Origin of the sequence: Specibacter sp. NPDC057265, assembly GCF_042668835.1 — a bacterium.
Lineage (GTDB): Bacteria > Actinomycetota > Actinomycetes > Actinomycetales > Micrococcaceae > Specibacter.
Genome location: NZ_JBHUYE010000018.1, coordinates 19,545 through 42,793, shown reverse-complemented (window position 1 = coordinate 42,793; position 23,249 = coordinate 19,545). Strand labels below are relative to the sequence as shown.

Genomic DNA, 23,249 nt, shown 5'->3' with positions numbered 1-23,249 from the left:
GAACGGGCCATCATGTCTTCCACACCAGCCAATAACGACGACGACGACACTCCGAAGGATCCGCTTCAGGAAATGCTCGCCAATCTTTTGGGCGGTCAGGGGATGGAGGGCTTTGATCCGGCGGAACTGGCCAAGGCGGCGGGTCTGCCAAATGATCCCAACGTGCTCTCCCAAATGTTCTCCCAGGTCCAGGCCATGATGAGCGGCTCCTCCGACACCCCCGTGAACTGGGACCTGGCCCGGGATGCCGCCCGCAAGGCCGCCGCTGGCGGAGATCCCTCGGTGACGCCGCAGCAGCAGCGCGAGGTTGATGAGGCCCTGCGTCTGGCGGAAATGTGGCTCGATCCCTTTACCGAACTGGCCGCCACAGCCATCATTGGCCGGGCCTGGTCGCGGGCGGAGTGGGTTGAGGAAACCCTCGGCACGTGGCAGCGGCTGACCGAGCCCGTGGCCAACAGCATTGCCTTTGCCATCTCCAATGCCATGAATGAACAGCTTCCGGAGGAGATGAAATCCATGATGGGCGGTGCGGCCGCCATGATGCAAAACATGGGTGGAGCCCTGTTCGGTCTCCAGCTGGGGGCGGCCGTGGGGGCCCTGGCCAAGGAAGTGGTGGGTTCAACGGACATTGGGATTCCGCTGGCCGATCTGCAAATGGCCCTGCTGCCGGCGAATGTAAAGGCCTTCGGGGAGGGCCTGGAGGTTCCCGAGCAGGAAATTCTCTTGTTCCTGGCCCTGCGCGAAGCCGCCCACGCGCGTCTTTTTGTGCAGGTTCCCTGGCTGCGCGGACACCTGCTGGGCACCATTGAGTCCTATGCGCGCGGCATCCACATTGACATGTCACGCATTGAAGATCTGGCCCGGAACTTGGATCCGTCCAATCCGGAAGGTTTGCAGGAGGCCCTGTCCGAAGGCGTCTTCATGCCCGCCCGCACCCCTGAGCAGGACGCGGCCCTGGCCAAACTGGAAACCGCCCTGGCGCTGGTTGAAGGGTGGGTTGATGAGGTTTCCTTTGCGGCGGCAGCAAATTTGCCGTCCGCCGCTGCCATCCGGGAGACCATCCGCCGCCGGCGGGCCACGGGCGGTCCGGCCGAACATGCCTTTGGTTCCCTGGTGGGCCTGGAATTGCGGCCCCGCCGTCTGCGTGAAGCCGCCGCCTTGTGGGCTTCACTGAAGGAACAGCGCGGCATGGCTGGCCGCGATGCCATTTGGGACCACCCCGACCTGCTGCCCACGGCAGCCGACCTTGACGATGCCAAGGGCTTCAGTGAACGCCGCAGTGCCTCCGACGCCTCGGAATCCGATGTTGATGCGGCGTTGGAAAAGCTGCTTGCCGGGGGTTTCGACAGCATTGAGGGCGACCGCCTCGCCGAAGCCACGGACGCCGAAGCCACGGACGCTGAAGGCACGGACTCTGCAGCAACTGCTGAAGATGCCGGGGAAGATGCTGCCGCCAAGGACGCCGACGGGGATGAACCAGAGGCTCCCGGCACACAGAAGTGACCCTAGCGGGCATGCATGCCAGCCATCACTTCGGCACGGGCCACGCACCCGGCTGGAGCTGATGGCTGGCGGGCTTTAAGGCTGGGAACCAGCGTCCCCCTCCTGGCAGTCCAGATCAAGGCTGCGCTCCCCGGCGGTGATGTTCCGGGTGGAGGCAAAGGACGCTCCGTCCAGGAAGGCCTTCGCCGCGTCCAGCCGGGGATAACCGGCAAGTTCCTGCCAAAAGCCGCGGCCGTGGTTGGGATGCAGGAAGTGCGCCAGTTCGTGCAGCAGCACATAGTCCAGCACCCAGCCGGGCATGCCCTGCACATGGTGGGAGATGCGGATGGTTCCCCGGGCAGGTGTCGCCGATCCCCAACGGCTGTTTTGATTGGCCACCCAGCGCACCGAGTGCGGCTCCACGCGCCCGCCCAAATACTGCCGTGAAAGCGCCGTGGCGCGTTGCATCAGCGCCTCATCCCCTGCCGGACCGCGCCTGCCCGCCAACTCCTTCAGGGCCCCACGTTCCAGCCGGGCCACCATACGCGGGACCCAGTATTTCTCGTCCTCCACCGTCAGGGCCGCAGGCACCGCGATGACCGCCTGGCCGTTTTCCCAAAAGGCACTCACCCCGGTTTTGCGTCTGGCCGAACGCCGCACCACCACGGGCCCGCCGTTGCTGAGCGTATGCGCCGACAGGGTGTCCCCCGCCGTGCCGCGTGCCCGCAGCGGGCTTTGCTGCGCATTCTCTCCACGTGCCGCAGGCCTGGTCCGTGCCGGCACGGCTGCACGGGACGTTGCTGAAGTGACTGACATAGCTTTGAATGTACAAGTGTTTTCACTCGTGCGCGCCCCGAACTGCCGGAAATGTGGATAACACCCAGCTGTGGAAAACCTCACACCGGCGGCGCTGCTTCGTGCCATGCTCAAAGGTAAAGGCACCGGGCCAGATGATGGACGGAGCCGCTCCACGGAGGCGGGACATGACAAGCATCAATCCGGCGCTGCGCATGGTGCGCCGCAGTGAACAAAGCGTGCAGATTGGCGTGGGACGCGGCGGCATCATCCTGGCCGGACTGCAGCGGGCCGATGTGGATTTCCTGGATGCATTGCGGGCGGGGATTCCGGATGCGCACGTGCTGGAGGCAGCGGAGGCCTTGGGTGTCAGTGCCCTGCGGGCCCAGGAAATGTGCATTAAACTCGCCGGGTTTTTGTTTTCCGAGGCTGAACTCACCGCTCACGGCCACCGTGCCGAAAGGCTCTTCCCGGAGCGCTCCGCCATGCTTGGCCTGTACCAGGGCCCCTGCCAGGAACTCATGGACCGGCGCGAACACAGCGTGGTCCACGTGGTGGGTTTGGGCAGAACCGGGGCCGCGCTGGCCGCTGTTTTGGCAGCATCCGGGGTGGGTACCTTTTTGTTGGAGGATGACGGCGTGGTCACGGCCACCGATGTCAGTCCCGGCGCCCATCGAGTGGAGGACATTGGTGTGACGCGGGCCCTTTCCACCCGCAGAAACCTGCAACGCCTCGACCCTGCCTGCCAAGTGCACATCATGCACGACGGCGGCGTGGGCGGTCCCAGCGTGGCTTCGCTGGACCTGGCCGTGGTGGTGGGCCATGACGCCGTGCCGACGCACACGGCCGCCCGCTTTTTGGCCGCGGAGAAGCCGCAGCTCATTGTGCTCCTGCGTGAACAGGACGGCACCATTGGGCCCCTGGTGGTTCCCGGTGAAACAGCGTGCCCGGAATGCGTGGAGTGGCACCGCAGCGGCGAGGACCCGCAGTGGCGGGACATTTGCCAGGAACTGGCCCAGCCCCTTGAACCATGGCCTGACCGCAGGCCCCGCCACGAACGGCAGGAAACCATGGCGTTGGCCACCGTCCTGGCCGGGACTGCGGCGGCCCACGCCCTGCTGTTCCTCGATGGCATCAAACGGCCCAGCTCATGGTCAACCGTGCTGAATTTTCATCCTGACACGGGCGCCTGGACGCAGCAGGAATACCGTGCGCATCCACGGTGCGGCTGCCAGTGGCAAAATCAGCCGCGGGCAACGATTTCCAGCACTGCCGCGCCATAGCGTTCAAGCTTGGACGGACCCACTCCCGGCAGTGCGGCCAGGGCGTCAAGGTCCTGCGGCTCCGCCTCGGCAATGGCCATGAGGGTGGCATCGGTGAAGACCACAAAGGCAGGTACAGAGGTGCTGGCGGCAATGCCCAGCCGCCATTGGCGCAACTGTTCAAAGACCGCCTCGTCATAGCCCGCCGGACACTCCGGGCAGCGTCCAAGCTTGCGTTCGGCCCCGGTGTTGAGAATTTTGCCGCACACCCGGCACACTGACGGTCCGGACGCCTTCCGGGAGCTGCGCGTGCTGGCCAATCGCGGGCCAGTGGGCGCCCCACCCACGGATGCCGGGCGCAGCCCATCCAAAAAACGGGACGGTTTGCGGTTCGCACGCCCACCGGGGGTTCGTGCCGTCGACCATGAAAATGACAGGATTTCCCGGGCCCGGGTAATCCCCACATAGAGCAGGCGCCGCTCCTCATCAACCGTCTCCGGCGTGTCGGCGAAGGAGATGGGCATCAGCCCTTCGCTGAGCCCCACCAAAAACACCGCATCCCATTCCAAGCCCTTGGCGGAGTGCAGGGACGCCAGGGTGACGCCCTGGACGGTGGGTGCATGCTGGGCGGAAGCGCGGTCCTGAAGCTCAGCAACAAAATCGGCCAGGGTGAAGCGGTGTTCCTCCGTGCTGCGGGAAACCAGGAGCTCGTCGGCGAGCGCCACAATCGCGGACAGCGACTCCCACCGTTCCCGGACGGCGCCGCCGGTCTTGGGAGCCTGTGGCTGGTAACCCAGGTTGTTGAGCACATCCCGGACCAGTTGGCCCAAGGGCTCGTCCTGCTCCGCGCGGGACGCCGCCCGCAGCTGCAGCATGGCGTCGCGGACTTCCTTGCGGGCAAAAAAACGTTCCCCGCCGCGGAGCTGGTAGCCCACGCCCGTGTCGGTGAGGGCTTGTTCATAGGCTTCGGATTGACCATTGGTGCGGAACAACACGGCAATTTCGCTCGCCTGCGTCCCGCCGGCAATGAGGGCCTTGATCCTGGCAGCGACGGCGGCTGCCTCCGCCTCGTCGTCGGTGCACTCCAAAAATTCCGGCTGCGGGCCGCCCGGGCGTTGCGCCACCAGTTCCAAGGGTTTGGACCAGAGCGAATCGGCGCTGAGTCCGCCGCTGCGCCGGCTGCTCAGCAGGGTGTTGGCCAGGCCCACAACCTGGGGGGTTGAGCGGTAGTCACGGACCAGTTTCACCACATTCGCCGCCGGGTAGCGCTGGGGGAAATCCAACAGGTGCCGCGGCGTGGCGCCGGTGAAGGAATAAATGGTTTGGCTTGCATCCCCCACCACGCACAGTTCGTCCCGGCCGCCCAACCACAAATCAAGCATGCGTTGCTGGAGCGGGGAAACATCCTGGTATTCATCAACCACAAAGTGCCGGTACTGCTCACGCACAGTTGCGGCCACGCGGGCGTCCTCCTGCAAAATGCCCACGGTAATGAGCAAAACGTCCTCAAAATCAATGAGGTTCCGGTCCGCCTTGACGTCTTCATAACCTTGAAACAGCCGGCCCACGGCCACCTTGTCCAAGCCTCCTGGCTCACCTCGGTCCAGGGCCTTGAGCAGGTACGTTTCGGGGGTCAGCATGGAGACCTTGGCCCACTCAATCTCCGCCGCAAGGTCACGGATCGCCGCACGGTCGGTGGGCAGGCGCAGGCGCCGGGCTGCTTCGGCAATGATTTGTGCCTTGTGCTCCAGCAGCCCGGGCAGCTGGCCGCCGACGGCGTGCGGCCAGAAATACTGCAGCTGGCGCAGCGCCGCCGCGTGGAAGGTGCGGGCCTGGACGGTGCCCACCCCCAAATCACGCAGCCGGGTGCGCATCTCCGCCGCGGCACGGGCCGTGAAGGTCACCGCCAGCAGGCGGTTGGGGTTGTACACCCCGGTATGGACACCATAGGCAATGCGGTGCGTAATGGCGCGTGTTTTTCCCGTCCCGGCGCCGGCCAGGACACACAGCGGACCATTGAGGCTGGTGGCCACCAGACGCTGCTCATTGTCCAAGCCGGCGAGGATGCGTTCCTCGGCAGTACGGGAGTCCATGACGGGCAGCCCGGTTTGGCCTGGTTCAAAGCTCATGCCTTGTCACCGGGTTCTACAATGGCACCGCCGTACCAGTGTTCGATCAGGGCCCGCGCGATGGAGAGGCGGTGGGATATTTGCACTTCCCCGGCCAGGACCGCCGACTGCAGCTCACCGCGGGCAAACCACCGCGCCCCGCGGACCTCCACATTGTCAGGGACTGCAACTGTGTCTGCGGTATGGCCCAGAAAACCAAGCATGAGGGATTGTGGGAACGGCCAGGCCTGGGAGGAAATGTAATTCAGGGAGTGCAGGTGCACCCCCACTTCCTCGGCTATCTCACGCACGGCGGCCTGCTCGGCGCTTTCCCCGCCCTCCACAAACCCGGCCACGGTGGAGTACCTGTTGTTTTCCCACTGCCTGTTGTTGGCCAGCAGAATCCTGTCATCGCTGCCCACAATGGCCACAATCACTGCCGGGTCCGTGCGGGGAAAGTGCTGGGACCCGTCCTGTGGGCAGCGGCGCATCCATCCTGCCGCGTCCATAATGGTTTTGCTGCCACAGCGCGGGCAGTGCCGGTGGCTTGCATGCCAGTTGGCCACGGCCTGGGCCTGGACAAACGCCTGCTCATCCACCGCGGTGAAGTTCACTGCCACGTCACGGAACCGTGCGAAGGTGCCGCCGTCGGGCACCCAGTCCGGCTCATCGGCGTCGTCCGGCAGCGCATAAAGCACCAGGTCGGTTCCCTGCGGCAGCACATGCCCCTGCCCGGGGCCGACCTTGCCCAGATAAACCACCGTGGTGCCCTCGGGCGTCACGTCCGGCAGGACCTCCGGTGCCAGGAAAGCCGGGGTTGAACCCGCCATCAGTGCCTGCCCGCGTTGAAAAACCATCACGCGGTGCGAGGCCGAAGACAGGACCTTTTCCATGAATCCAGGTTCACTGCGTTGTTCACACTGCCGGTCCAGCACAGCTTCGGGAAAAGGGGTGGATTCAATCATGGTTCTACCGTACGCACCGTGTGCCAATTTATATATTCCACACCGGGTGAATGTGGACAAACACACTCCCGGCTGCGTGCCGGACCTCCATGCGGGGCATGGTCATTCCAAGGTCTTCTCGCGACTCGCCGCCCCAGCGACGCCGCGTTGGAGCATTGGCGTTCTACGGTGGAGGGGTGAGAAGAATGACAGCAATTGAACTGGCCGCCATTGCCAGCGCCGCCGTGCCCGGACTGAACGTCACGGCCTTTGGACCCGAGCCCGATGATGGCGCCGATTTTTGCTCGGCATTGCTGGTGGATGCAGACAAACGCCGGTGGCGGGTCCGTTCCCCCCGCCACGCGGAGGCCAGTACCCGCCTGGTCACTGAACGCGAGGTTTTGCGCGCCTTTTCCCCGGCAATCCGTGCGGAGCTGCCGTTTTTGCTGCCCACCGTCGCCGGCACCGTGCGTCAGGGCGAGCTCATTACCTTTGTGTATTCCCACATTGCCGGCAAGCCGGAATCGGTGGAGCGGCTGGCGTCCGGCAGCGCGGCCCTTGCCGCTGAAATTGGTGCGGCAATTGCGGCCATCCACGATCTTCCGCAGGAACTCATCACCAACTATGATCTGCCCAGTTACACCGCCAATGAGTTCCGCCAGCGCAAGCTCAATGAACTGGACCAGTCCGCCACCACCGGCAAAATTCCGTCATCGCTGCTGCGCCGCTGGGAGCATGCCATGGAAGATGTTGCGTTGTGGCGCTTCAACCCCTGCGTGGTGCATGGCGATCTGCACGAAGACAACATTTTGCTCGACGGCGAGCAGGTCAGTGCCGTCATGGGTTGGACCGACCTGCGGGTGGGCGACCCTGCCGACGACTTTGCCTGGCTGGTCGCCGTCAACGAACCCAGCTTTGTCGACGCCGTCCTGCAGGCCTACACCACCGCCCGCAAGGAAACCCCCGACCCGCACCTGCTGCGCCGTGCCGCGCTGAGTGCCGAATTTGCCTTGGCCCAGTGGCTGGTGAAGGGTTACGCGGCGGACAGCGCCCGCATGGTGGAAGATGCCGAGTCCATGCTCAAAACCTTGGAAGCTGACATTGCCGAGCACGGCGGCCAGCCCATCAGTGTGGAGCCCGTGGTTCCGGCACGGACTCCTGCTTCCGTCCCGGGCGGGGCGACGGCAGCCGCGCCAACAGCACAGCGGGCCCCGGTCCAGCCGGCCACCAAAAAACCGTCCGTCTCTCCCCTGGGGAAAGTGCCCACCGGCGTGCAGCGGGTCCCGGACACCGCTGACAAAACCTCCGGTCCCGCGGCCGCAGCCGGTGCGGCACCTTCCTCCGGCCCCGCGGCCGCAGCCGGTCCAGCCCCTTCCCAGCCGCCGGCATCCGCCACTGCGGACAAGCCCTCACCGGGAGCCAAATCAGCCGAACCGCCCGCAGCGGACCTTGCCCCGGACGGGGACGCCGCGGAGCTGGACACCACAGCCATGAAGGTCATTCCCCTGAAGAAACAGTCCCGCAGCTAAATCGTGTAGGCGTTTTTGACAATGGCTTCCAGTTCCTCCTGCCCCGCCAGATCCACGGGGCGGATGAGCTGGTTTTGGCCCACATAGTAAAACGCTGCCCGGACCCGTTCCAAGGGCACTTCCTTGAGCCTGGACCAGGCCAAGCGGTAGACGGCCAGCTGAACGCTGCGCACCGCCAGCTGGGCTTTGGTGGGAATTTTGCCGGTTTTCCAGTCGATCAGGTCCCAGCCGCCGTCGGCGTCCCGGAACACCGCATCAATGCGGCCGCGCACAATGACGTCAGCCACCCGCGTTTCGATGGCCACCTCAAGATCGGCAGGCTCCCGGGCGGCCCACTGGGAGTTCTTAAACACCTCCTGCATCTCCTCCAGCCCGTAGGCAGCGTCGACGTAGGCGTCGGCACCGGGTTCCTCGTCAAGGTCCAGCTGTCCGGTGGTGGCAAAATACTCTTCAATCCAGGCGTGAAAGGCAGTACCCTTGCGCGCGGACATGCCGGGTTTCGTGGGCACCGGGCGCCGCATGGCGCGCGTCACCTTTTCCGGGTCCTCCCGCAGCGCCACCAGCCGGGAAGCGGAAATGTGTGGTGGCAGTTCCACCAGCAGCTGTTCGCTTTCCAGCTGTTCCTGGGCCAGGAGCACACTGACCTCCGTGCCCCACCGCAGGTTGTGCCTGAGAAAATCCGCCGTGCCCGGCACTGGCAGGCTCCCGGGCTGGTCCAGTTCCTCCTGCACCGCAGCGGCCGAGCGTTCCGCGTTGGCGCGCCGCCCGGCACGTGCCACCACGGCTGCCCTGCCCTCAATGACGGGTCCGTTCAGCGGGTCATAGGGCCACTGCGCGGTTTCCACGCCCGCAGCGACGGGGTTTGCGGTGTCCTCGGCGGGATCCTCAGCCCAGGGGCCCAGCACCGCCGACTGCTTTGCGCCTTCGCTCAGCGGCAGCAGCTCGTTCAGGAACGGGGACACGGCCAGTGGCTTCTTTCCCGTGCCCCAGACGGTGCTGGAGCACATGAGAAAGTCGCGGGCGCGGGTAAACGCCACGTAGGCCAGGCGGCGTTCCTCCTCTTCGCCGTGCAGGGCGACGTCGTCGGCGAACAGTTTCTCGTGCTCCAACAGGGTTTTCAGATCCGGAACCTCCAGATCCCAAACGGGCAGGTCGTCCCGGTCCCCGCGCAGGGGCCAGGGCAATGATTTGGCCCCTGTGCTCCACCGGTCGGCACGGGTGCTGGGGAAGGCGCCGCCATTCATGCCCGGAACAAACACCACGTCCCATTCCAGGCCTTTGGAGGCATGCACTGTCAACAGGGCCACCGCGTCGGGGTTGCTTTCCACCGCGGTGGTCTCCAAGCCGCCCTCCTCCGATTCCGCAGTGTCCAGCCAAGCCAAAAAGGCATCCAAATCCACCCTTTGGGCTGCGTGCATGAAGCTTGCCGCGGCGTCGGCAAAGGCATCCAGGTGGCGGCGGGCGTGGTGGATGCTGGATCCGGGCTTGGCAGCCAATTCAACGTCCAAAAGCATGGTCCGTTCCACCACGCCCAGCAAATTAACCAGATCCTCCCCCACATAGGAGCGCAGCATGCGCAATTCATCCCGCAGCGCCAGGAGCCTGCCGCGCGCCGTGTCGCTGAGGGGTCTGGCGGCCTCCGGCCAGTAGTCGGCGCTTAAATAATCCAGGGCCTCCACAAGCGACGACGCATCCACCACATCCGCCGTGACCGCCACCGGATCAAGGTCCGTCCTGTCGGGGGCGTGTGCGAGCGCACCGCCGCCCTCTTCATTCAGGAGCACCGAGGCGTCAAAGTTCACCTTGTGCTTCGCCGCCCAGGCCCGACGGCGGGCCAGGTACCGGGCCCAGTCGGCAAAAGCCATGAGATCCGCCGGTCCAATGCGCCACCGCGCCCCCGTGAGCAGCCGCATGAGGGCATCGGATCGGCCCGGATCGGCAATGACGCGCAAGGTGGCCACCAGGTCCACGATCTCCGGGGTGCTGAGCAAACCACCCAGGCCCACAATCTCGTACGGGATGCCCCTGGCCTCAAAGGCTGCCTGAAATTGGGCAAATTGTGCACGGCGCCGGCACAGCACTGCCACAGTCATGGCGCCCTGGGGCCCGGACCGGCGCGTGAAATCACCCTTGCGTGCCAGGATTTCATCAGCAATGGCCTGCGCCTGCGCCAATTCTGTCTCATACCGGGCCAGCAACACCTCACCCGCCGGGGCTTGCGGCCGCTGCCGCAGCGGCGAGACCACCACGGAGGGCCCCGCCGCTGCACGCTGTGCGCCGGTGAGCCCGGCGGCGAGCTTGGCATTGGCCTTGCGGGTCTGCGCCTGCGTCAATGCCGCGGACATGACGTTGGCGGTTGAGAGGATGTGTTCCGAGTTGCGCCACGCAATGGTTAGTTCCGCGGTGGGTGCGTACCCGCCGCTGGCGAGCCTGAATATTTCCGGGAAGCGAAACAGCTGGCCGGCTGAAGCGCCCCGGAAACCGTAAATGGACTGATGCGGATCCCCCACCGCGGTGACGGGATGCCCTGCCCCAAAAAGCTCGGCAAAGAGCTGCAGTTGGGCGTGGGAGGTGTCCTGAAATTCATCCAGCAACACCACCTTGTAGCGTTGGCGCTCCATTGCGGCCGCGTGCGGGACATCCCGGGCAATGCGGGCCGCCAGGGCCACCAGGTCGCCATAGTCCAGGACATTGCGGCGGCGTTTGGCCTGGGCATACTTTTGCACCAGGGCAGCCACCGAGGCCCGGGTGCGCAGCACGTTCAACTGTTTCTCGACCAGCTGCGTGCGGGGTTTGGCGGTGTCGGCAATGTAGGGCAGGGATTCAAACTCAGCAAGGTATTTTTCAATGGTTGCCACCACATGGTCCGGGTCCTGCAGATGCTCGGCGCACTCGCCGGCCAGTTCCATGACGGCTTGAATCAGGGTGGATTTGGCGGCCGTGAAGTGTTCATGGCCCCCGTCGTGGGCGGCCACCACCTCACTGGCCAGCTGCCAGGCCTCGGCGGCGCCCAACACCACGGCGTCGCGTTCAATGCCCAGACGCAGCCCGTAGTCGGTGACAATGCCGCTGGCGTAGGAGTGGTAGGTGGAAACCTTCGGCTCCAAAGCCTCCCGCGCGGCGGCGGCCGGAGCCAGGTCAACTTCGCCGGAGCGCGCGAGCGCGCCCAGCTTCGCCAGCTGACCGCGAATGCGTGCCGCCAGCTCGCCGGCGGCCTTGCGCGTAAAGGTCACGCCCAGGATTTCCTCCGGCAGGACCAAACCATTGGCCACCAGCCACACCACCCGGTCTGCCATGGTGGTGGTCTTGCCCGAACCCGCTCCCGCAATGACCAGCAGCGGCTCCAGGGGCGCGGCAATGATCGCTGCCTGCTCCTCGGTGGGTGGCCGCTGTTCCAGCAGCTCGGCCAGCTGGAACGGGTTTAAAGGCGTTGCCAGGACGGCGGGGCCGGCTGCGTCCTCGGCGGTGCCGGCCGGATCCAGGTTCTGAACTGGGTGTGAACTCATTCGGTGATTTGTTTCCCTTCCGGGCACAGCGGACAAACGGTGGGCAGCGGGCAGCCGCGGCGGGGATCCCAATCCTCGCCATGGCGGGCGGGAAACACGGCTTGGGCCATCAAGCGGGCAGCTTCGAGCACCTTGAGCGTGGGGTCGTTTTCGCTGCCGGGCACCATGGGCGCCTGCTGCTGTGTCTTGACGGCTTTGGCGGCATCCCCCAGGGGCAGCAGCGCGGCACCGCCTGCCACAGCACCTGCCAATCCCGCGGCGGCGGCTTGTTCGGCAAAGCCGCCGGCAGCGACAGCCACCTGGTAGGCGCCCAGTTGCGGGTGTTCCTCCACCTGGGCCTTGGTGGGCTTGGTGCGCCCGGTCTTAATGTCAATGACCACAAGTTTGCCGTCGGCGTCGGCTTCGAGGCGGTCCACCTGGCCGCGCAGCCGCACTGTCACCGGCTCCGCGGATTCATCGCCAACGGGCAGAACGCCCAGGTCCACGGTGAAGTTTTCCTCCACGCCAAGGAGCTTGCGGCCCTGCTGGCGGGCATCGATGACGTACTGGGCCAGCTTCAGCAGCATGTTCTTGGCCCGTTCGTAGTCGACGTCGGTTTCCCAGGAATCCGGAAGGCCCAGGGTGGGCCAGCGCCGCTCCAGCTCGGCCAGGTATTCGTGCCCCGCACCGTCAGGAATGTCCTGGGCGATGCCGTGGATCAAGGTGCCCAGGCTTCTGGCAAAGTCGGTGGTGGCCTCGCCACCGGCGGCACGCACAAACCAGTTCAGCGGAGACTTCAACACTTCCTCCACCTTTGATGGGGATACCGCCACAATTCCCCCCGGGGCAACAACGGAACCGGTGCTGCTCAGCGGCAATAGACCCCACCATTGCCGCGGCGCGGCCCCCGGCACCTGCTGCCGGGACAATACCGCCAGCATCCGGGCAGCTTCGGGATCGGCATGGATTTCAGATTCCTGCCGCAGCTCCGCCACCAGGGAACGCAGGGTCATGGGCCGCGGCACCTGTTCCACGGGACGCACGGGGTACTGCGACTCTCCGCCCGAATCCGTCACCGGCTGGTACGGCGCCGCCAAGTCAATGAACTGCGAGGGCTGGAGGTCGTGGGCCGCGGCCGCCGTGAGGATGAGCTTGCCGCTGGCCCGGGAGATGGCCGCGGCGAAGCTGCGCAGCTCATCGTAGCGAATGTCCCGCAGCCTCGTGGCCGGGTCAATCTGCCGTGCCGCCGCCGCACCCCGCTCCAAGACATCCACCAGCAGCTGGCTGCCCAGCAGCTCCCCGCGCAGGCGCGTATTGGGCCACACGCCCTCCTGCAGCCCGGAGACAATCACCACCGGCCATTCGCGTCCCGCGGCGCTTGCCGGGGTGAGGATTTCCACCGCGTCGCTGCGTTGGGCGCGGGCTGCCAGGGTGTCCATGGGCAGTTCCTGGCTCATGAGGTAGTCGAGGAACTGCTGCGGACTGGATCCGGGCATTTGATCCACATAACGTTCAGCGGTTTGGAAGAGCGCCATGACGGCGTCCAAATCGCGGTCCGCGCGGATGCCCATGGGCCCGCCATGCAGGGCCTGGTTTTCCCACAGCCCGGAGCTGTCGCAGGCATCCCACAGCGCCCACAGCACCGTCTCCGCATTGGCCCCGGCTTCGGCCACAGCCATCCGGCCGGCTGCCAGCATGGCGGCGATCCGGCGGGCATTGGCCGCCTCCCAGCCCAGGGGGGCCAGCTTTTCCGGTTCCAGCAGCGCCTCCACCAGCAACTCGTCACTGGCCCTGCCCCCACCTGCATGGAATTCCTGTTGCCGCAACGCCTGGCGCAGGCGCCGCAGGTGCAGGGAAGTGGAGCGCCCCAGCCGGGAGGTCAGCAACGCCACGCAAGCCTCGGCGTCGAGCTTTTCAGGTGCCAGGGCCACGGCAAAAGCCTCCAACAGCGGACGCACCGCCGGCTCGTCGCGCACGGGGTTCTCCGCCACGGGCACTTTCACGGCAATGCCCTGGGCGCTGAGATACCGCTGCAGGGCTGCCAGCGCCGCACCAGTGCGAACAATCACCGCAATGTCCCCCAGGCTGTGCCCGCGCAGGTGCTGAAGGTGCAGAATCCGCTCGGCGACCAGCCGCAGTTCGTGGACCTCGGAGGCCACCACGTGGGCGTTCACCGCATCCTCCGTTCCCGGGGTGCCCGTGCGGGACTCCGACGCCAGGGTTGGGGTCTTTGGCGGGGAGAGCCTGCGGGCCTTGTGCCCTCCACGGATTTGGAAAATCCGCTCCGCCACACGCTGCCACGCTGCGGCCAGGGACGGGCCCATGCGGTGTGAGATGGAGAGCGGAAATTCCTGCAGGGGCCGCTCCTGCGTGCCCAGCGAGCCTGCCAGCGAGGCCACCAGATCGGGCCGTGCGCCACGGAAGCCCTGGACCACGGTGTCGGGCGAGGCGGCCACCAGTACGTCCTTGCCGCGGCCCACCAACGCCAACAACTGGTGGACGGCCTTATTGGCCTCCTGAATGTCGTCCACCACTATCAGCTGCAGCCGCTGGCGTTCCTGGGCCAGGAATTCCGGGTCCAGTTCCAGCAGCGTCGTGGCGGCGGTGATGATGCCGGCCGGGTCAAAGGAGCCGGATTTTCCCCAGTCCACCACATCCCGGTATTCGGCGTAGAGGGAGGCGGCGGCCACCCAGTCGGGGCGTTGGTTGTTGCGGCCCAGCTGGGCCAGCTCCTCCGGGAGCAGGCCGTATTCAATGACCCTGTCAAACAGCTGGCGGACTTCCTGGCGGAAGCCGCGGGTGTCCAGGGCATCACGCAGCTCCGTGGGCCAGTGGGGGGCGTTTCCCAGCCCCAGCTTGTGCCCTGTGAGCAACTCCCGGATGATGAGGTCCTGCTCCGGACCGCTCATCAGCCGGGGCGGCCCCTCCAGGTGCGGCATGCGGCCTTCCACTTTGGCCCGGCGCAGCAGGTCGAAGGCGTACGAGGACCAGGTGCGGGCCGGGGAGGTGCCCAGGCTCCTGCTTAACCGGGCGCTGAAACCATCGCGGAGCCTGGCTGCCGCCAACCGGGATGGTGCCAGCAACAGCGCACGGCCGGGATCCACGGCGCCGTGTTCCATGCGGGCCACCGCGGCTTCAATGAGAACAGTCGTCTTTCCGGTGCCCGGCGCCCCCCACACCAGGACGGGACCGGACCCGGGCGCCAACGACACCACGGCTTCCTGGTCCGGGCTCAGCGCAGGTGCGGAACGGGGAACCGCCGAGGGCGGCCGCAACATCAAGGCGGGCACGGCTAGGCCCCTCTGGCGTTCTGGCATGACGACCGGTGCTGCTTGCTGGCTCATGCCTTCAGTCCATCACGGGGCACTGACATTTTCGGCGCGCCCGTTTCCCCCGGCTGCCTGGGCGCAGGAGTGCGGTCGGGCCGCCCGTCCGCATCCCGCAGCCGGTCCGCCAAGGCGTCGATGCGGGCAAAGTCGCCCTCCCCGGGCCACCACCTGGCCAATGCCATGTCAAGGCGCCCGCCCGGACTCCCGTCCCCCTGTCCGCCGCGCAGCGGGGTCCCCTCACGGCGGTAATGGTGCATGGCGGTGCCCCCGTGGCAGGCGGGGGCGACGCCGTTGGAGCGCACCACACGCCACCAGCAGACGGCTCCACCGTGGGCAGACATGACGGCCCCCACCTGCCGCGGACCGCCCACGTCAAGGAGTGCGGCAATGTCGCCGTAGGACAGGACCCGCGCCGGCGGAATGAGATCCGCGACGGCTAAAACTGCTTCAACATACTGCTCACGCATGGTCCCAGCCTAGTTGGCCGCGGACCGGCTTCGAAGATGTCAGCGCCGGGCGGTAGCGTGAGTTCATGACTAGCTGGAGCATGCACCCCCGTGCCGCCTTTGATTTGGAAACCACGGGCAAGGATCCGCGGGAGGCACGGATCGTGACGGCTTCCATTGTGCTCGTTGACCATGGCGGAACCGTGGTGGAACGCTTTGAATGGCTGGCCGATCCCGGGGTGGACATTCCGGAGGAGGCCGCAGCCATTCACGGCATCACCACCGCGCATGCGCAGGCCAACGGGCAGTTTGCCGATGTTGTCGCAGCGGAGGTTGCCGCCGTGCTGGCTGTGCTTTTTGCCCACGGGATTCCCGTGATTGCCTTCAATGCCAGCTACGACTTCACGGTGCTGGCCCACGAGGCCAGGCGGCATCAACTGGAGCAGATCACGCCCGCTCCCGTGATCGACCCGTTCATTTGCCATAAGAAAATGGAGAAGTACCGCAAAGGCAGCCGCACGCTCGTGGCCCTGTGCGAGGAGTACGCGATTGATCTCATGGACGCCCACACCTCCGCGGCCGACGCGGAGGCCACGCTGCGGCTCGCCGATGCGCTGGCCGCCAAGCACAGCGCCCTGCGCGCGGATGTCACGGAATTGCACGCCACCCAGGTGGAGTGGGCCCGGGAACAGGCAGCGGATTTTCAGGAATATTTGCGTCGGACCAAGGACCCCGCGGCGGTCGTAGAAGGGGATTGGCCGGTGCTGCCGCCGCGGAGCTGACGATCGGGCAGGGCGGGCCTGACGGCACAGCACGGCCCCTCAACGGGCGGTCAAGTGGGATAAATCACTGGCTGAACAGGGGTGCCGCGGCCCAGCTGCAACCGTCAGTCATGCAGTGATGCCCGCGCGGACGGGGCTGCTGGATCAACAAAGCAGGCATATTACGTTTTATTCGTTGATAAACGCTTGAAACAGCCCGCATTTATTCACATCGGACACGATTTTGATGCGGATGACATAATTTAGTTTCGTTGGTTGAGTTCTGCTAGGAATCTCCTGGGAGTTCCCGCGCTCCATCCACATATACTCCCTCCCCGGCGGCACTTTGACGGATGGGGCACCTGCAATGAAAGTGATAGTTTGATGAAAAAATCAGCACTGAAGTGGATTACCACTGTCCCGGTCGCCGTTGCCCTGGCGTTCTCCCTTGCAGCCTGCGGCGGCTCCGGTGACACCGCTTCCAACGGCCCCACGGACGCCTTGGCCGGCAGCGACCAGACCTCCTTGGACAAGTACACCACCGACGAGGTCGTTGCCCTGGACTCCATCAACAAGGATGAGCTGGGTTTGATCACCCCCGGCACCATCAGCGTGGGCACCCTCTCCGACGCCCCGCCGAACATTTTCCTCAAGGACGGCGTCTTCACCGGCTACGACAACGAGCTGCTGCGCGCCATGGCGGAGAAGCTTGACCTTAAAGTGGAATTCAAGTCCACCGACTTTGCAGCCCTGCTGGCCCAGGTGGAAAGCAAGCAGTTCGACGTCGGATCCTCCTCGATCTCCACCACCGACGCCCGCCGCGAGAACGTCGGCTTCACCAACGGTTACGACTTTGGCTACATGGCCGTGGTGGCCAAAACCGATTCGGAAGTCAAGGGCTTTGCCGATCTGAACGAAAAGACGCGCATTGCCGTGGTGCAGGGCACCGTGCAGGATGACTATGTCACCAATACCCTGAACCTTGAAGCTGTTCGCTTCGCGGACTACAACACCGCCTACGCAAACTTGAAGAACGGCCAGGTTGACGCCTGGGTTGCGCCTTCACAGCAGGCCACCGGGCAAGTCAAGGACGGCGACGGCACAGTCATCGCCGAAGAGGTTGTCAACACCCAGAACTTCACCGCATATGCCGTGAACTCGGAAAACAAGGCCCTTACCGATGCCTTGAACGCAGCCCTTGACGCCGTCATTGCCGACGGCACCTGGTCCACGCTGACCAAGGAGTGGTACCCCACCCGTGACATGCCTGAGGACTGGACCCCGGGTTCCAAGGCCGTAACGGTTCCCAAGGCCTAATTTATGGATGTTCTTGAGCAGCTTGCAAAAACGTTTTTTGACTGGGAAGCAATGTGGGCGGTTGTCCCCGAAATGCTTACAGTCGGATTGCCGAACACCCTGATCCTGGCCATTGCCTCAGGCGCCATTGGCTGTTTGCTGGGCATGATTCTGGCCGTGATGGGAATTTCCCGCAACCCCATCCCGCGCTGGATTGCCAGGGTCTACACGGACGTCTTCCGCGGCCTGCCGGCCATCTTGACCATTCTCCTGATTGGTTTGGGCCTGGGCCCGGTGTTTCGTTCCCTGACTGGAAGCACCAACCCCTTCCCCCTGGCCATCCTGGCACTGTCCCTGATGGCGGCGGCCTACATTGGCGAGATTTTCCGCTCCGGCATTCAAAGCGTCGAAAAGGGCCAGCTCGAGGCGTCCCGCGCCCTGGGATTCAGCTATGGCTCGGCAATGTCCTTGATAGTGATCCCCCAGGGCATCAGGCGGGTGCTGCCGGCCTTGGTGAACCAGTTGATTTCGCTGATCAAGGATTCCTCCCTGATCTACCTGCTGGGGCTGCTTGCCAGCCAGCGGGAGATTTTCCGCATTGGCAACGATGCAGCCGCCAACACCGGCAATCTCTCACCCCTGGTGGCGGCCGGCCTGCTGTACCTGCTGCTCACCGTGCCACTGACCCACGTGGTGAACTTCATGGACAAGCGCATGCGTGAGGGCAGGGCCCAAAAGGTCGAACCCGACGAAGCGGCAGCAGTCATTGGAAAGGGCGCCACAACATGAGCGAATTCAACTCAGGGTCCCTGACGGCCAGCAACATCCACTTGGCTTTCGGTTCCAACAAGGTCCTGCGGGGCATTGACCTGCACGTGCCCGAGGGCACCACCGCCTCGGTCATCGGCCCCTCCGGTTCCGGCAAATCCACGCTGCTGCGCGTCATGAACCGTTTGATCGAACCGGACCAGGGTGACATCACCTTGGACGGGCGGTCGGTCCTGCAGGACAACCCGGACGAGCTGCGCCGGCGCATTGGCATGGTGTTTCAGCAGTTCAACTTGTTCCCGCACAAGACAGTGCTGCAGAACGTGTCCCTGGCTCTGATCAAGCTGCGGAAAATGCCCAAGGAGCAGGCCACCGCCCGTGCCTTGGAACAACTGGATCTGGTGGGTCTGAAGCACAAGGCCGATGTCCGCCCCGGGAATCTTTCCGGCGGCCAGCAGCAGCGCGTGGCCATTGCCCGTGCGCTGGCCATGGAACCGGAGGTGATGTTCTTTGACGAGGCCACCAGCGCCCTGGACCCTGAGCTGGTCAAGGGCGTGCTGGCGCTTATGACGGATCTGTCCAAGGGCGGCATGACGATGGTGGTGGTTACCCACGAGATGGGCTTTTGCCGCAATGTCTCCGACACCGTGACCTTCATGGATGCCGGCGTGGTGGTGGAAACCGGCCCGCCCGGTGAACTGTTCACCGATCCCAAGACCGACCGCTTGAAGGGCTTCCTCTCCGACGTCCTTTAGGCTTTTGCCCAGTGCAGCAAAAACGCCGCTGTGAACCAATGTTCACAGCGGCGTTTTTCATCCCCTGGGCGGATGTACGCAGGAAAACCTCAGGCTGCCGCGGCGGCCTTGGCTGCCGCCGGGAGCGCTGCAAAGATGCGGTTCATGGCGGCGTCGTCATGCGCGGCGGAGAGGAACCACGCCTCAAAGACGCTGGGGGGCAGGTACACGCCGGATTCGAGCATGGAGTGGAAGAACGGCGCGTAGCGGAAGGCTTCCTGGGCCTGCGCATCGGCGTAGTTGTGCACGCCGTTGGCGGAGGTGCCAAAGGCCACCGAGAACAGGCTTCCGGCACGCTGGATGGAGTGGTCCACACCCTCGGCCGCAAGTGCCTGGGACAGGGCTGCGGAGAGTTCCAGCGAGCGGGCATCCACCGTCGCGTAGACCTCCGCGGTGGCGGCGGTCAGGGTGGCCACGCCGGCGGCCATGGCCACGGGGTTTCCGGAGAGCGTGCCCGCCTGGTAGACCGGCCCCAGCGGGGCGAGGTGGTCCATGACCTCCCGGCGTCCACCCAGGGCGGCGGTGGGCAGCCCGCCGCCAATGACCTTGCCAAAGGTGAACAGGTCAGGCGTCCAGCCCTCGGCGGCGCCCGTCAGGCCCCAGTAGCCGGCCGGGCCGGTGCGGAAGCCCGTCAAAACCTCATCCACAATCAACAGCGCCCCGTGGGCTGCGGTGATGCGGGAAAGCCCGGCGTTGAAGCCCTCCCCCGGGGTCACCACGCCCATGTTGGCCGGTGCCGCCTCGGTGATGACCGCGGCAATGCGGTCCCCGTGCGCGGCGAAGGCGGTTTCCACCGCGGCCAGGTCGTTGTAGGGCAGCACCAGCGTCTCGGCGGCCGTCGCTGCCGTGACACCTGCGGATCCGGGCAGCGCCAAGGTGGCCAGTCCGGAACCGGCGGCGGCCAGCAGCGAATCCAGGTGCCCGTGATAGCAGCCGGCGAACTTGATGATCAAATCGCGTCCGGTGAAGCCGCGCGCCAGGCGCACCGCCGTCATGGTGGCCTCGGTGCCGGTGGAGACCATGCGCAGGCGTTCGACGCCGGACACGCGGCCCTGCACCAGGGCGGCAAGTTCGCTTTCGGCCGGGGTGGAGGCGCCAAAGCTCAGCCCGTGGTCCACGGCCGCATGCACGGCGGCCAGCACGTCCGGGTGGGCGTGGCCCAGCAGCGCCGGACCCCAGGAGCAGACCAGGTCCACGTAGTCGCGGCCGTCGGCGTCGGTCAAATAGGCGCCCTTGGCGTTGACCATGAAGCGCGGGGTGCCGCCCACGGAGCCAAAGGCACGCACGGGCGAGTTCACCCCGCCGGGCATGAGGGTCTTGGCGCGGTCAAAAAGTTCCTGGGAACTGGTCATGGTGGGTCCTTGCGTTGGAGGTGAAGACGGGGGTCAGTCGCGGAGCCAGCCGGCCAGCTCGGCCGCCCAGTAGGTCAAAATCATGGTGGCGCCGGCGCGCTTGATGCTCAACACCGACTCCTGGATGGCTGCCCGGCGGTCAATCCAGCCATTGGCGGCCGCGGCCTCGATCATGGCGTACTCGCCGGAGATCTGGTAGGCCGCCACCGGAACGGAGGACATCTGCGCCACATCGGCCAAAATGTCCAGGTAGCTCATGGCGGGCTTGACCATGACAATGTCGGCGCCTTCGGCCAGGTCCATTTCCACTTCCAGCAGGGCTTCGCGGCGGTTGCCGGGATCCATTTGGTAGGTCCTGCGGTCCCCCTGCAGCTGGGAATCCACGGCCTCGCGGAACGGGCCGTAGAACGCCGAGGCGTACTTGGCGGCATACGCCAGCACGGACACGGAGCTGAAGCCCGCCGCGTCCAGGGCCTCGCGGATCACCGCTACCTGGCCGTCCATCATGCCCGACGGCGCCACCACATGGGCACCCGCCCTGGCCTGCGCCACTGCCATGTCGGCATAAATGTCCAAGGTGGCGTCATTGTCCACCTGACCGGCGGCGTCGAGCACGCCGCAGTGGCCGTGGTCGGTGAACTCGTCCAGGCAGAGGTCGCTCATGACCACGAGGGAATCACCCACGGCCGCACGCACATCCGCAATGGCCTTGTTCAACACGCCCTGGGGGTCCAGGCCGGCGGAACCCGTGGCGTCGCGCTGCGCGGGGATGCCAAAGAGCATGATGCCGCCGAGCCCCAGCTCCACGGCTTCACGCGCGGCGGCCAGCAGGGACTCGGTGGTGTGCTGGAAGACGCCGGGCATGGAGGTGATGGCCCTGGGCTCGGTGAGGTCCTCGCGGATGAACACCGGCAGGATCAGGTCCTTGGGCGCCAGGGAATGTTCGGCCACCAGCCGGCGCATGGCGGGTGTGGTGCGCAGGCGGCGCGGACGGTGCTGGGGAAAGCTCATGGCGACTCCGTAAGTGGCTTGTTGGGAAATGGGGTGCGGGCCAGGGCCAGCGCCGCGACAATGCCGGCGGGGGTGGGCTGTTCGGCGGTGGCGGCCACGCGCAGGCCCAGCCGCTGCGCCTCTGCGTGGGTGGGCCCGCCAATGGCAATGACCAAGCAGTCCGGGGGCAACGGGGCAAAAAGGGCCGCCACCCTGCGTGCGGCGCTGCCTGAGGCGAGGACGACAGCGTGCAGCGCCCCCGCGGCCAGCTCCGCCTTTGCCTGCTCCGGGGTCAGTTGTTCGTGGCTGGCTCCGCCGTTCGGCGCGGCCTGGTTCAAGGTGGCGGTGAGCCGGAGCTCCGGCCGGGCGGGATAATCCACGGTGTGGTAGGCCGTAACGGCCTCCGGCAGCCAGCCCTTGGCCCGCAGGCCCATCACCAAGGTGTCCGCAGCCAGGTCGGACTGCGGCAGCAGCACCTTTTTACCCACGGAGGCATCCGTGCCAGGGGCCTCGGGCCACAGCTCCACCAGTCCCGCAGCGGACTGCTGGCGCACCGGGGCCAGCTGGGCTGTGATGCCCTCGGCTGCCAATGCGGCCACGGAGGTGGGGCCAATGGTGGCCACGCGCGTTGCAGCCGGAATCAGGGCCGCGAGGGTGGTTCCGGCACCCCCGCACCACTGTTTCAGGGCACGGACGGTGGTGATGGAACTGAACACCAGCCAGTTGCACTCCCCCGCCGCAAGGCGTTCCATGGCTGCGCCCAGGGCGTTGCTGTCCGCCACTTCAAAGTCGATGACGGGCAGCAGGACGGGCTCGGCGCCTGCGGCTGCCAGGGCATCGGCGAGGGCGCCGGCACGGTCGGCGCTGCGCGTGAGCGCCACCCGCACCCCCGCCAATGCCGCTGAAGCGTTCACTTCGAGGAGCCGGCCAAGTCCGCAAAGTCCCCGGCGCCGCCGGCCAGCAGTTCCTCGGCCAATTCAATGCCGAGCAGCGTGGCGCCCACAACCGTCAGGGCGTCGGTGGCCTTTTTCAGGCGCAGGGAACGGGTACCGTCGAGCGAGACCACCACGGCCTCCAGGTACAGCATGGAGCCTTTGCGGAGGCCCAGCGCGCCCACGGGTGCCGCGCAGCCGGCCTCCAAACGGGCCAAAAGCGCCCGTTCGGCCGTGACGGCCAGGCGCGTGTCCTGGTCGTCAATGGCGGAGAGGGACTGGCCCAAAACCCCCGTCAATTCGGCGTCGGCCGTGCGGCATTCCAAGGCCAGGGCACCCTGGCCGGGCGCCGGCAGCATGACGTCGGTGGCCAGGAACTCCGTGACGGTGTCCAGGCGGCCAATGCGGGTCAGGCCCGAGGCCGCGAGCACCACGGCGTCCAGGTCGGCGGCCTTGCCGGGTTCCGGATCCACCAGGGCGTTGCCGGGCAGGCCCGGAACACGCGCCAGGCGGGTGTCCACATTGCCGCGGATGTCCACGATCAACAGGTCGTTGCGCGCAGCGAGCAGCTGCGCGGCGCGGCGCGGGGAACCCGTGCCAACGCTGGCCCCGTGGGGCAGCTGGGCAAGGGTCAGGCCGTCGCGGGAGCACAGGGCGTCCCGGGCGTCGGCGCGCACGGGCACGGCGGCCAAGGCCAGCCCGGGTACGGCGGCGGTGGGCAGGTCCTTGAGTGAATGCACTGCCACGTCCACACGGCCATCAAGCACGGCCGCGCGCAGTTCGGCGGCAAAAACCCCCGTGCCGCCCATTTGGGACAGCGGCCCGGTGAGGACGTCGCCGTCGGTCTTGACGGGCACAATGTCGGCGGCCAGGCCGCTGACGGCCACCAGCTGCTCGGTCACCTGACCCGTTTGGGTCAGTGCCAGCTTGCTGCCGCGGGTGCCAATTTTTACACCCGTCAACGTTTCAGCCATGG

17 protein-coding genes are annotated in these 23,249 nt (G+C 66.0%); 7 read left to right on the top strand and 10 right to left on the bottom strand.

Annotation, left to right across the window (positions count from 1 at the left end; all coding sequences use genetic code 11):
• Positions 1 to 12: 12 nt before the first annotated feature.
• Positions 13 to 1,503 carry a zinc-dependent metalloprotease gene (locus ACFUCV_RS12170; RefSeq protein WP_380816028.1) on the top strand — a complete coding sequence of 497 codons (1,491 nt, stop codon included), beginning with the start codon at positions 13 to 15 and terminating at the stop codon, positions 1,501 to 1,503.
• 75 nt (positions 1,504 to 1,578) lie between these two features.
• Here the strand turns inward: ACFUCV_RS12170 and ACFUCV_RS12165 are convergent, their stop codons facing one another.
• Complete coding sequence (locus ACFUCV_RS12165) at positions 1,579 to 2,298, bottom strand: M48 family metallopeptidase (protein WP_380816026.1); 720 nt, start codon at positions 2,296 to 2,298, stop codon at positions 1,579 to 1,581.
• 167 nt (positions 2,299 to 2,465) lie between these two features.
• On the opposite strand from ACFUCV_RS12165, the gene ACFUCV_RS12160 reads away from it, so the two are divergent.
• Positions 2,466 to 3,560, top strand: a complete 1,095-nt coding sequence (locus ACFUCV_RS12160) for a ThiF family adenylyltransferase (RefSeq protein WP_380816024.1) — start codon at positions 2,466 to 2,468, stop codon at positions 3,558 to 3,560.
• Here ACFUCV_RS12160 and ACFUCV_RS12155 read toward each other — a convergent pair.
• Together ACFUCV_RS12155 and nudC are read right to left on the bottom strand one after the other, a co-directional pair.
• Positions 3,521 to 5,668, bottom strand: a complete 2,148-nt coding sequence (locus ACFUCV_RS12155) for an ATP-dependent DNA helicase UvrD2 (protein ID WP_380816022.1) — start codon at positions 5,666 to 5,668, stop codon at positions 3,521 to 3,523. The genes ACFUCV_RS12160 and ACFUCV_RS12155 overlap by 40 nt on opposite strands.
• Complete coding sequence (gene nudC, locus ACFUCV_RS12150; RefSeq protein ID WP_380816020.1) at positions 5,665 to 6,612, bottom strand: NAD(+) diphosphatase; 948 nt, start codon at positions 6,610 to 6,612, stop codon at positions 5,665 to 5,667. The genes ACFUCV_RS12155 and nudC overlap by 4 nt, the downstream gene beginning before the upstream one ends.
• A gap of 185 nt (positions 6,613 to 6,797) precedes the next feature.
• Between nudC and ACFUCV_RS12145 the strand changes: the two genes are divergently transcribed.
• On the top strand, positions 6,798 to 8,120 hold the full coding sequence (locus tag ACFUCV_RS12145; RefSeq protein ID WP_380816018.1) for a macrolide 2'-phosphotransferase: 1,323 nt from the start codon (positions 6,798 to 6,800) through the stop codon (positions 8,118 to 8,120).
• Here ACFUCV_RS12145 and ACFUCV_RS12140 read toward each other — a convergent pair.
• Genes ACFUCV_RS12140 through ACFUCV_RS12130 form a run of 3 tightly spaced genes read right to left on the bottom strand, consistent with a single transcriptional unit; the run spans position 8,117 to position 15,401 of the window.
• Positions 8,117 to 11,626, bottom strand: a complete 3,510-nt coding sequence (locus tag ACFUCV_RS12140; protein ID WP_380816016.1) for an ATP-dependent helicase — start codon at positions 11,624 to 11,626, stop codon at positions 8,117 to 8,119. The genes ACFUCV_RS12145 and ACFUCV_RS12140 overlap by 4 nt on opposite strands.
• Positions 11,623 to 14,949: an ATP-dependent helicase gene (locus tag ACFUCV_RS12135; protein WP_380816014.1), complete on the bottom strand. Its 3,327-nt coding sequence runs from the start codon at positions 14,947 to 14,949 to the stop codon at positions 11,623 to 11,625. Before ACFUCV_RS12135 ends, ACFUCV_RS12140 begins: the two co-directional genes overlap by 4 nt.
• Positions 14,946 to 15,401: an MGMT family protein gene (locus ACFUCV_RS12130; protein ID WP_380816012.1), complete on the bottom strand. Its 456-nt coding sequence runs from the start codon at positions 15,399 to 15,401 to the stop codon at positions 14,946 to 14,948. The genes ACFUCV_RS12135 and ACFUCV_RS12130 overlap by 4 nt, the downstream gene beginning before the upstream one ends.
• Before the next feature lie 65 nt (positions 15,402 to 15,466).
• Between ACFUCV_RS12130 and ACFUCV_RS12125 the strand changes: the two genes are divergently transcribed.
• The 4 genes from ACFUCV_RS12125 to ACFUCV_RS12110 all read left to right on the top strand — a co-directional run bounded on the left by ACFUCV_RS12125 (position 15,467) and on the right by ACFUCV_RS12110 (position 18,960).
• A complete protein-coding gene (locus tag ACFUCV_RS12125) occupies positions 15,467 to 16,162 on the top strand; it encodes a 3'-5' exonuclease (protein WP_380816010.1) in 696 nt (231 codons plus the stop codon).
• A gap of 363 nt (positions 16,163 to 16,525) precedes the next feature.
• Positions 16,526 to 17,458 (top strand): ABC transporter substrate-binding protein, encoded by a 933-nt coding sequence (locus ACFUCV_RS12120; RefSeq protein WP_380816008.1) that lies wholly within the window; start codon positions 16,526 to 16,528, stop codon positions 17,456 to 17,458.
• Between the two features lie 3 nt (positions 17,459 to 17,461).
• A complete protein-coding gene (locus ACFUCV_RS12115) occupies positions 17,462 to 18,226 on the top strand; it encodes an amino acid ABC transporter permease (RefSeq protein ID WP_380816006.1) in 765 nt (254 codons plus the stop codon).
• Entirely contained in the window at positions 18,223 to 18,960 is a 738-nt protein-coding gene (locus tag ACFUCV_RS12110; protein WP_380816003.1) for an amino acid ABC transporter ATP-binding protein, read from the top strand. The genes ACFUCV_RS12115 and ACFUCV_RS12110 overlap by 4 nt, the downstream gene beginning before the upstream one ends.
• 89 nt (positions 18,961 to 19,049) lie before the next feature.
• Here the strand turns inward: ACFUCV_RS12110 and hemL are convergent, their stop codons facing one another.
• From hemL to hemC, 4 genes are read right to left on the bottom strand one after another with little or no spacing between them, the layout of a single operon-like run.
• Entirely contained in the window at positions 19,050 to 20,351 is a 1,302-nt protein-coding gene (hemL, locus tag ACFUCV_RS12105; RefSeq protein WP_380815999.1) for a glutamate-1-semialdehyde 2,1-aminomutase, read from the bottom strand.
• A gap of 33 nt (positions 20,352 to 20,384) precedes the next feature.
• A complete protein-coding gene (gene hemB, locus ACFUCV_RS12100) occupies positions 20,385 to 21,362 on the bottom strand; it encodes a porphobilinogen synthase (RefSeq protein ID WP_380815996.1) in 978 nt (325 codons plus the stop codon).
• Positions 21,359 to 22,255, bottom strand: coding sequence for a uroporphyrinogen-III synthase (locus ACFUCV_RS12095; protein ID WP_380815993.1), 897 nt, complete (start codon positions 22,253 to 22,255; stop codon positions 21,359 to 21,361). Before ACFUCV_RS12095 ends, hemB begins: the two co-directional genes overlap by 4 nt.
• A complete protein-coding gene (gene hemC, locus ACFUCV_RS12090) occupies positions 22,252 to 23,247 on the bottom strand; it encodes a hydroxymethylbilane synthase (protein ID WP_380815991.1) in 996 nt (331 codons plus the stop codon). The genes ACFUCV_RS12095 and hemC overlap by 4 nt, the downstream gene beginning before the upstream one ends.
• Positions 23,248 to 23,249: the final 2 nt, after the last annotated feature.

Excerpts from the sequence above, each read along its gene's own strand:
- hemL (WP_380815999.1), bottom strand. The coding sequence starts at position 20,351 with ATGACCAGTTCCCAGGAACTTTTTGACCGCGCCAAGACCCTCATGCCC.
- hemB (WP_380815996.1), bottom strand. The coding sequence starts at position 21,362 with ATGAGCTTTCCCCAGCACCGTCCGCGCCGCCTGCGCACCACACCCGCC.
- ACFUCV_RS12170 (WP_380816028.1), top strand. The coding sequence starts at position 13 with ATGTCTTCCACACCAGCCAATAACGACGACGACGACACTCCGAAGGAT.
- ACFUCV_RS12135 (WP_380816014.1), bottom strand. The coding sequence starts at position 14,949 with ATGAGCCAGCAAGCAGCACCGGTCGTCATGCCAGAACGCCAGAGGGGC.
- nudC (WP_380816020.1), bottom strand. The coding sequence starts at position 6,612 with ATGATTGAATCCACCCCTTTTCCCGAAGCTGTGCTGGACCGGCAGTGT.
- ACFUCV_RS12160 (WP_380816024.1), top strand. The coding sequence starts at position 2,466 with ATGACAAGCATCAATCCGGCGCTGCGCATGGTGCGCCGCAGTGAACAA.
- ACFUCV_RS12125 (WP_380816010.1), top strand. The coding sequence starts at position 15,467 with ATGACTAGCTGGAGCATGCACCCCCGTGCCGCCTTTGATTTGGAAACC.
- ACFUCV_RS12145 (WP_380816018.1), top strand. The coding sequence starts at position 6,798 with ATGACAGCAATTGAACTGGCCGCCATTGCCAGCGCCGCCGTGCCCGGA.
- ACFUCV_RS12120 (WP_380816008.1), top strand. The coding sequence starts at position 16,526 with ATGAAAAAATCAGCACTGAAGTGGATTACCACTGTCCCGGTCGCCGTT.
- ACFUCV_RS12130 (WP_380816012.1), bottom strand. The coding sequence starts at position 15,401 with ATGCGTGAGCAGTATGTTGAAGCAGTTTTAGCCGTCGCGGATCTCATT.
- hemC (WP_380815991.1), bottom strand. The coding sequence starts at position 23,247 with ATGGCTGAAACGTTGACGGGTGTAAAAATTGGCACCCGCGGCAGCAAG.
- ACFUCV_RS12140 (WP_380816016.1), bottom strand. The coding sequence starts at position 11,626 with ATGAGTTCACACCCAGTTCAGAACCTGGATCCGGCCGGCACCGCCGAG.
- ACFUCV_RS12115 (WP_380816006.1), top strand. The coding sequence starts at position 17,462 with ATGGATGTTCTTGAGCAGCTTGCAAAAACGTTTTTTGACTGGGAAGCA.
- ACFUCV_RS12110 (WP_380816003.1), top strand. The coding sequence starts at position 18,223 with ATGAGCGAATTCAACTCAGGGTCCCTGACGGCCAGCAACATCCACTTG.
- ACFUCV_RS12165 (WP_380816026.1), bottom strand. The coding sequence starts at position 2,298 with ATGTCAGTCACTTCAGCAACGTCCCGTGCAGCCGTGCCGGCACGGACC.
- ACFUCV_RS12155 (WP_380816022.1), bottom strand. The coding sequence starts at position 5,668 with ATGAGCTTTGAACCAGGCCAAACCGGGCTGCCCGTCATGGACTCCCGT.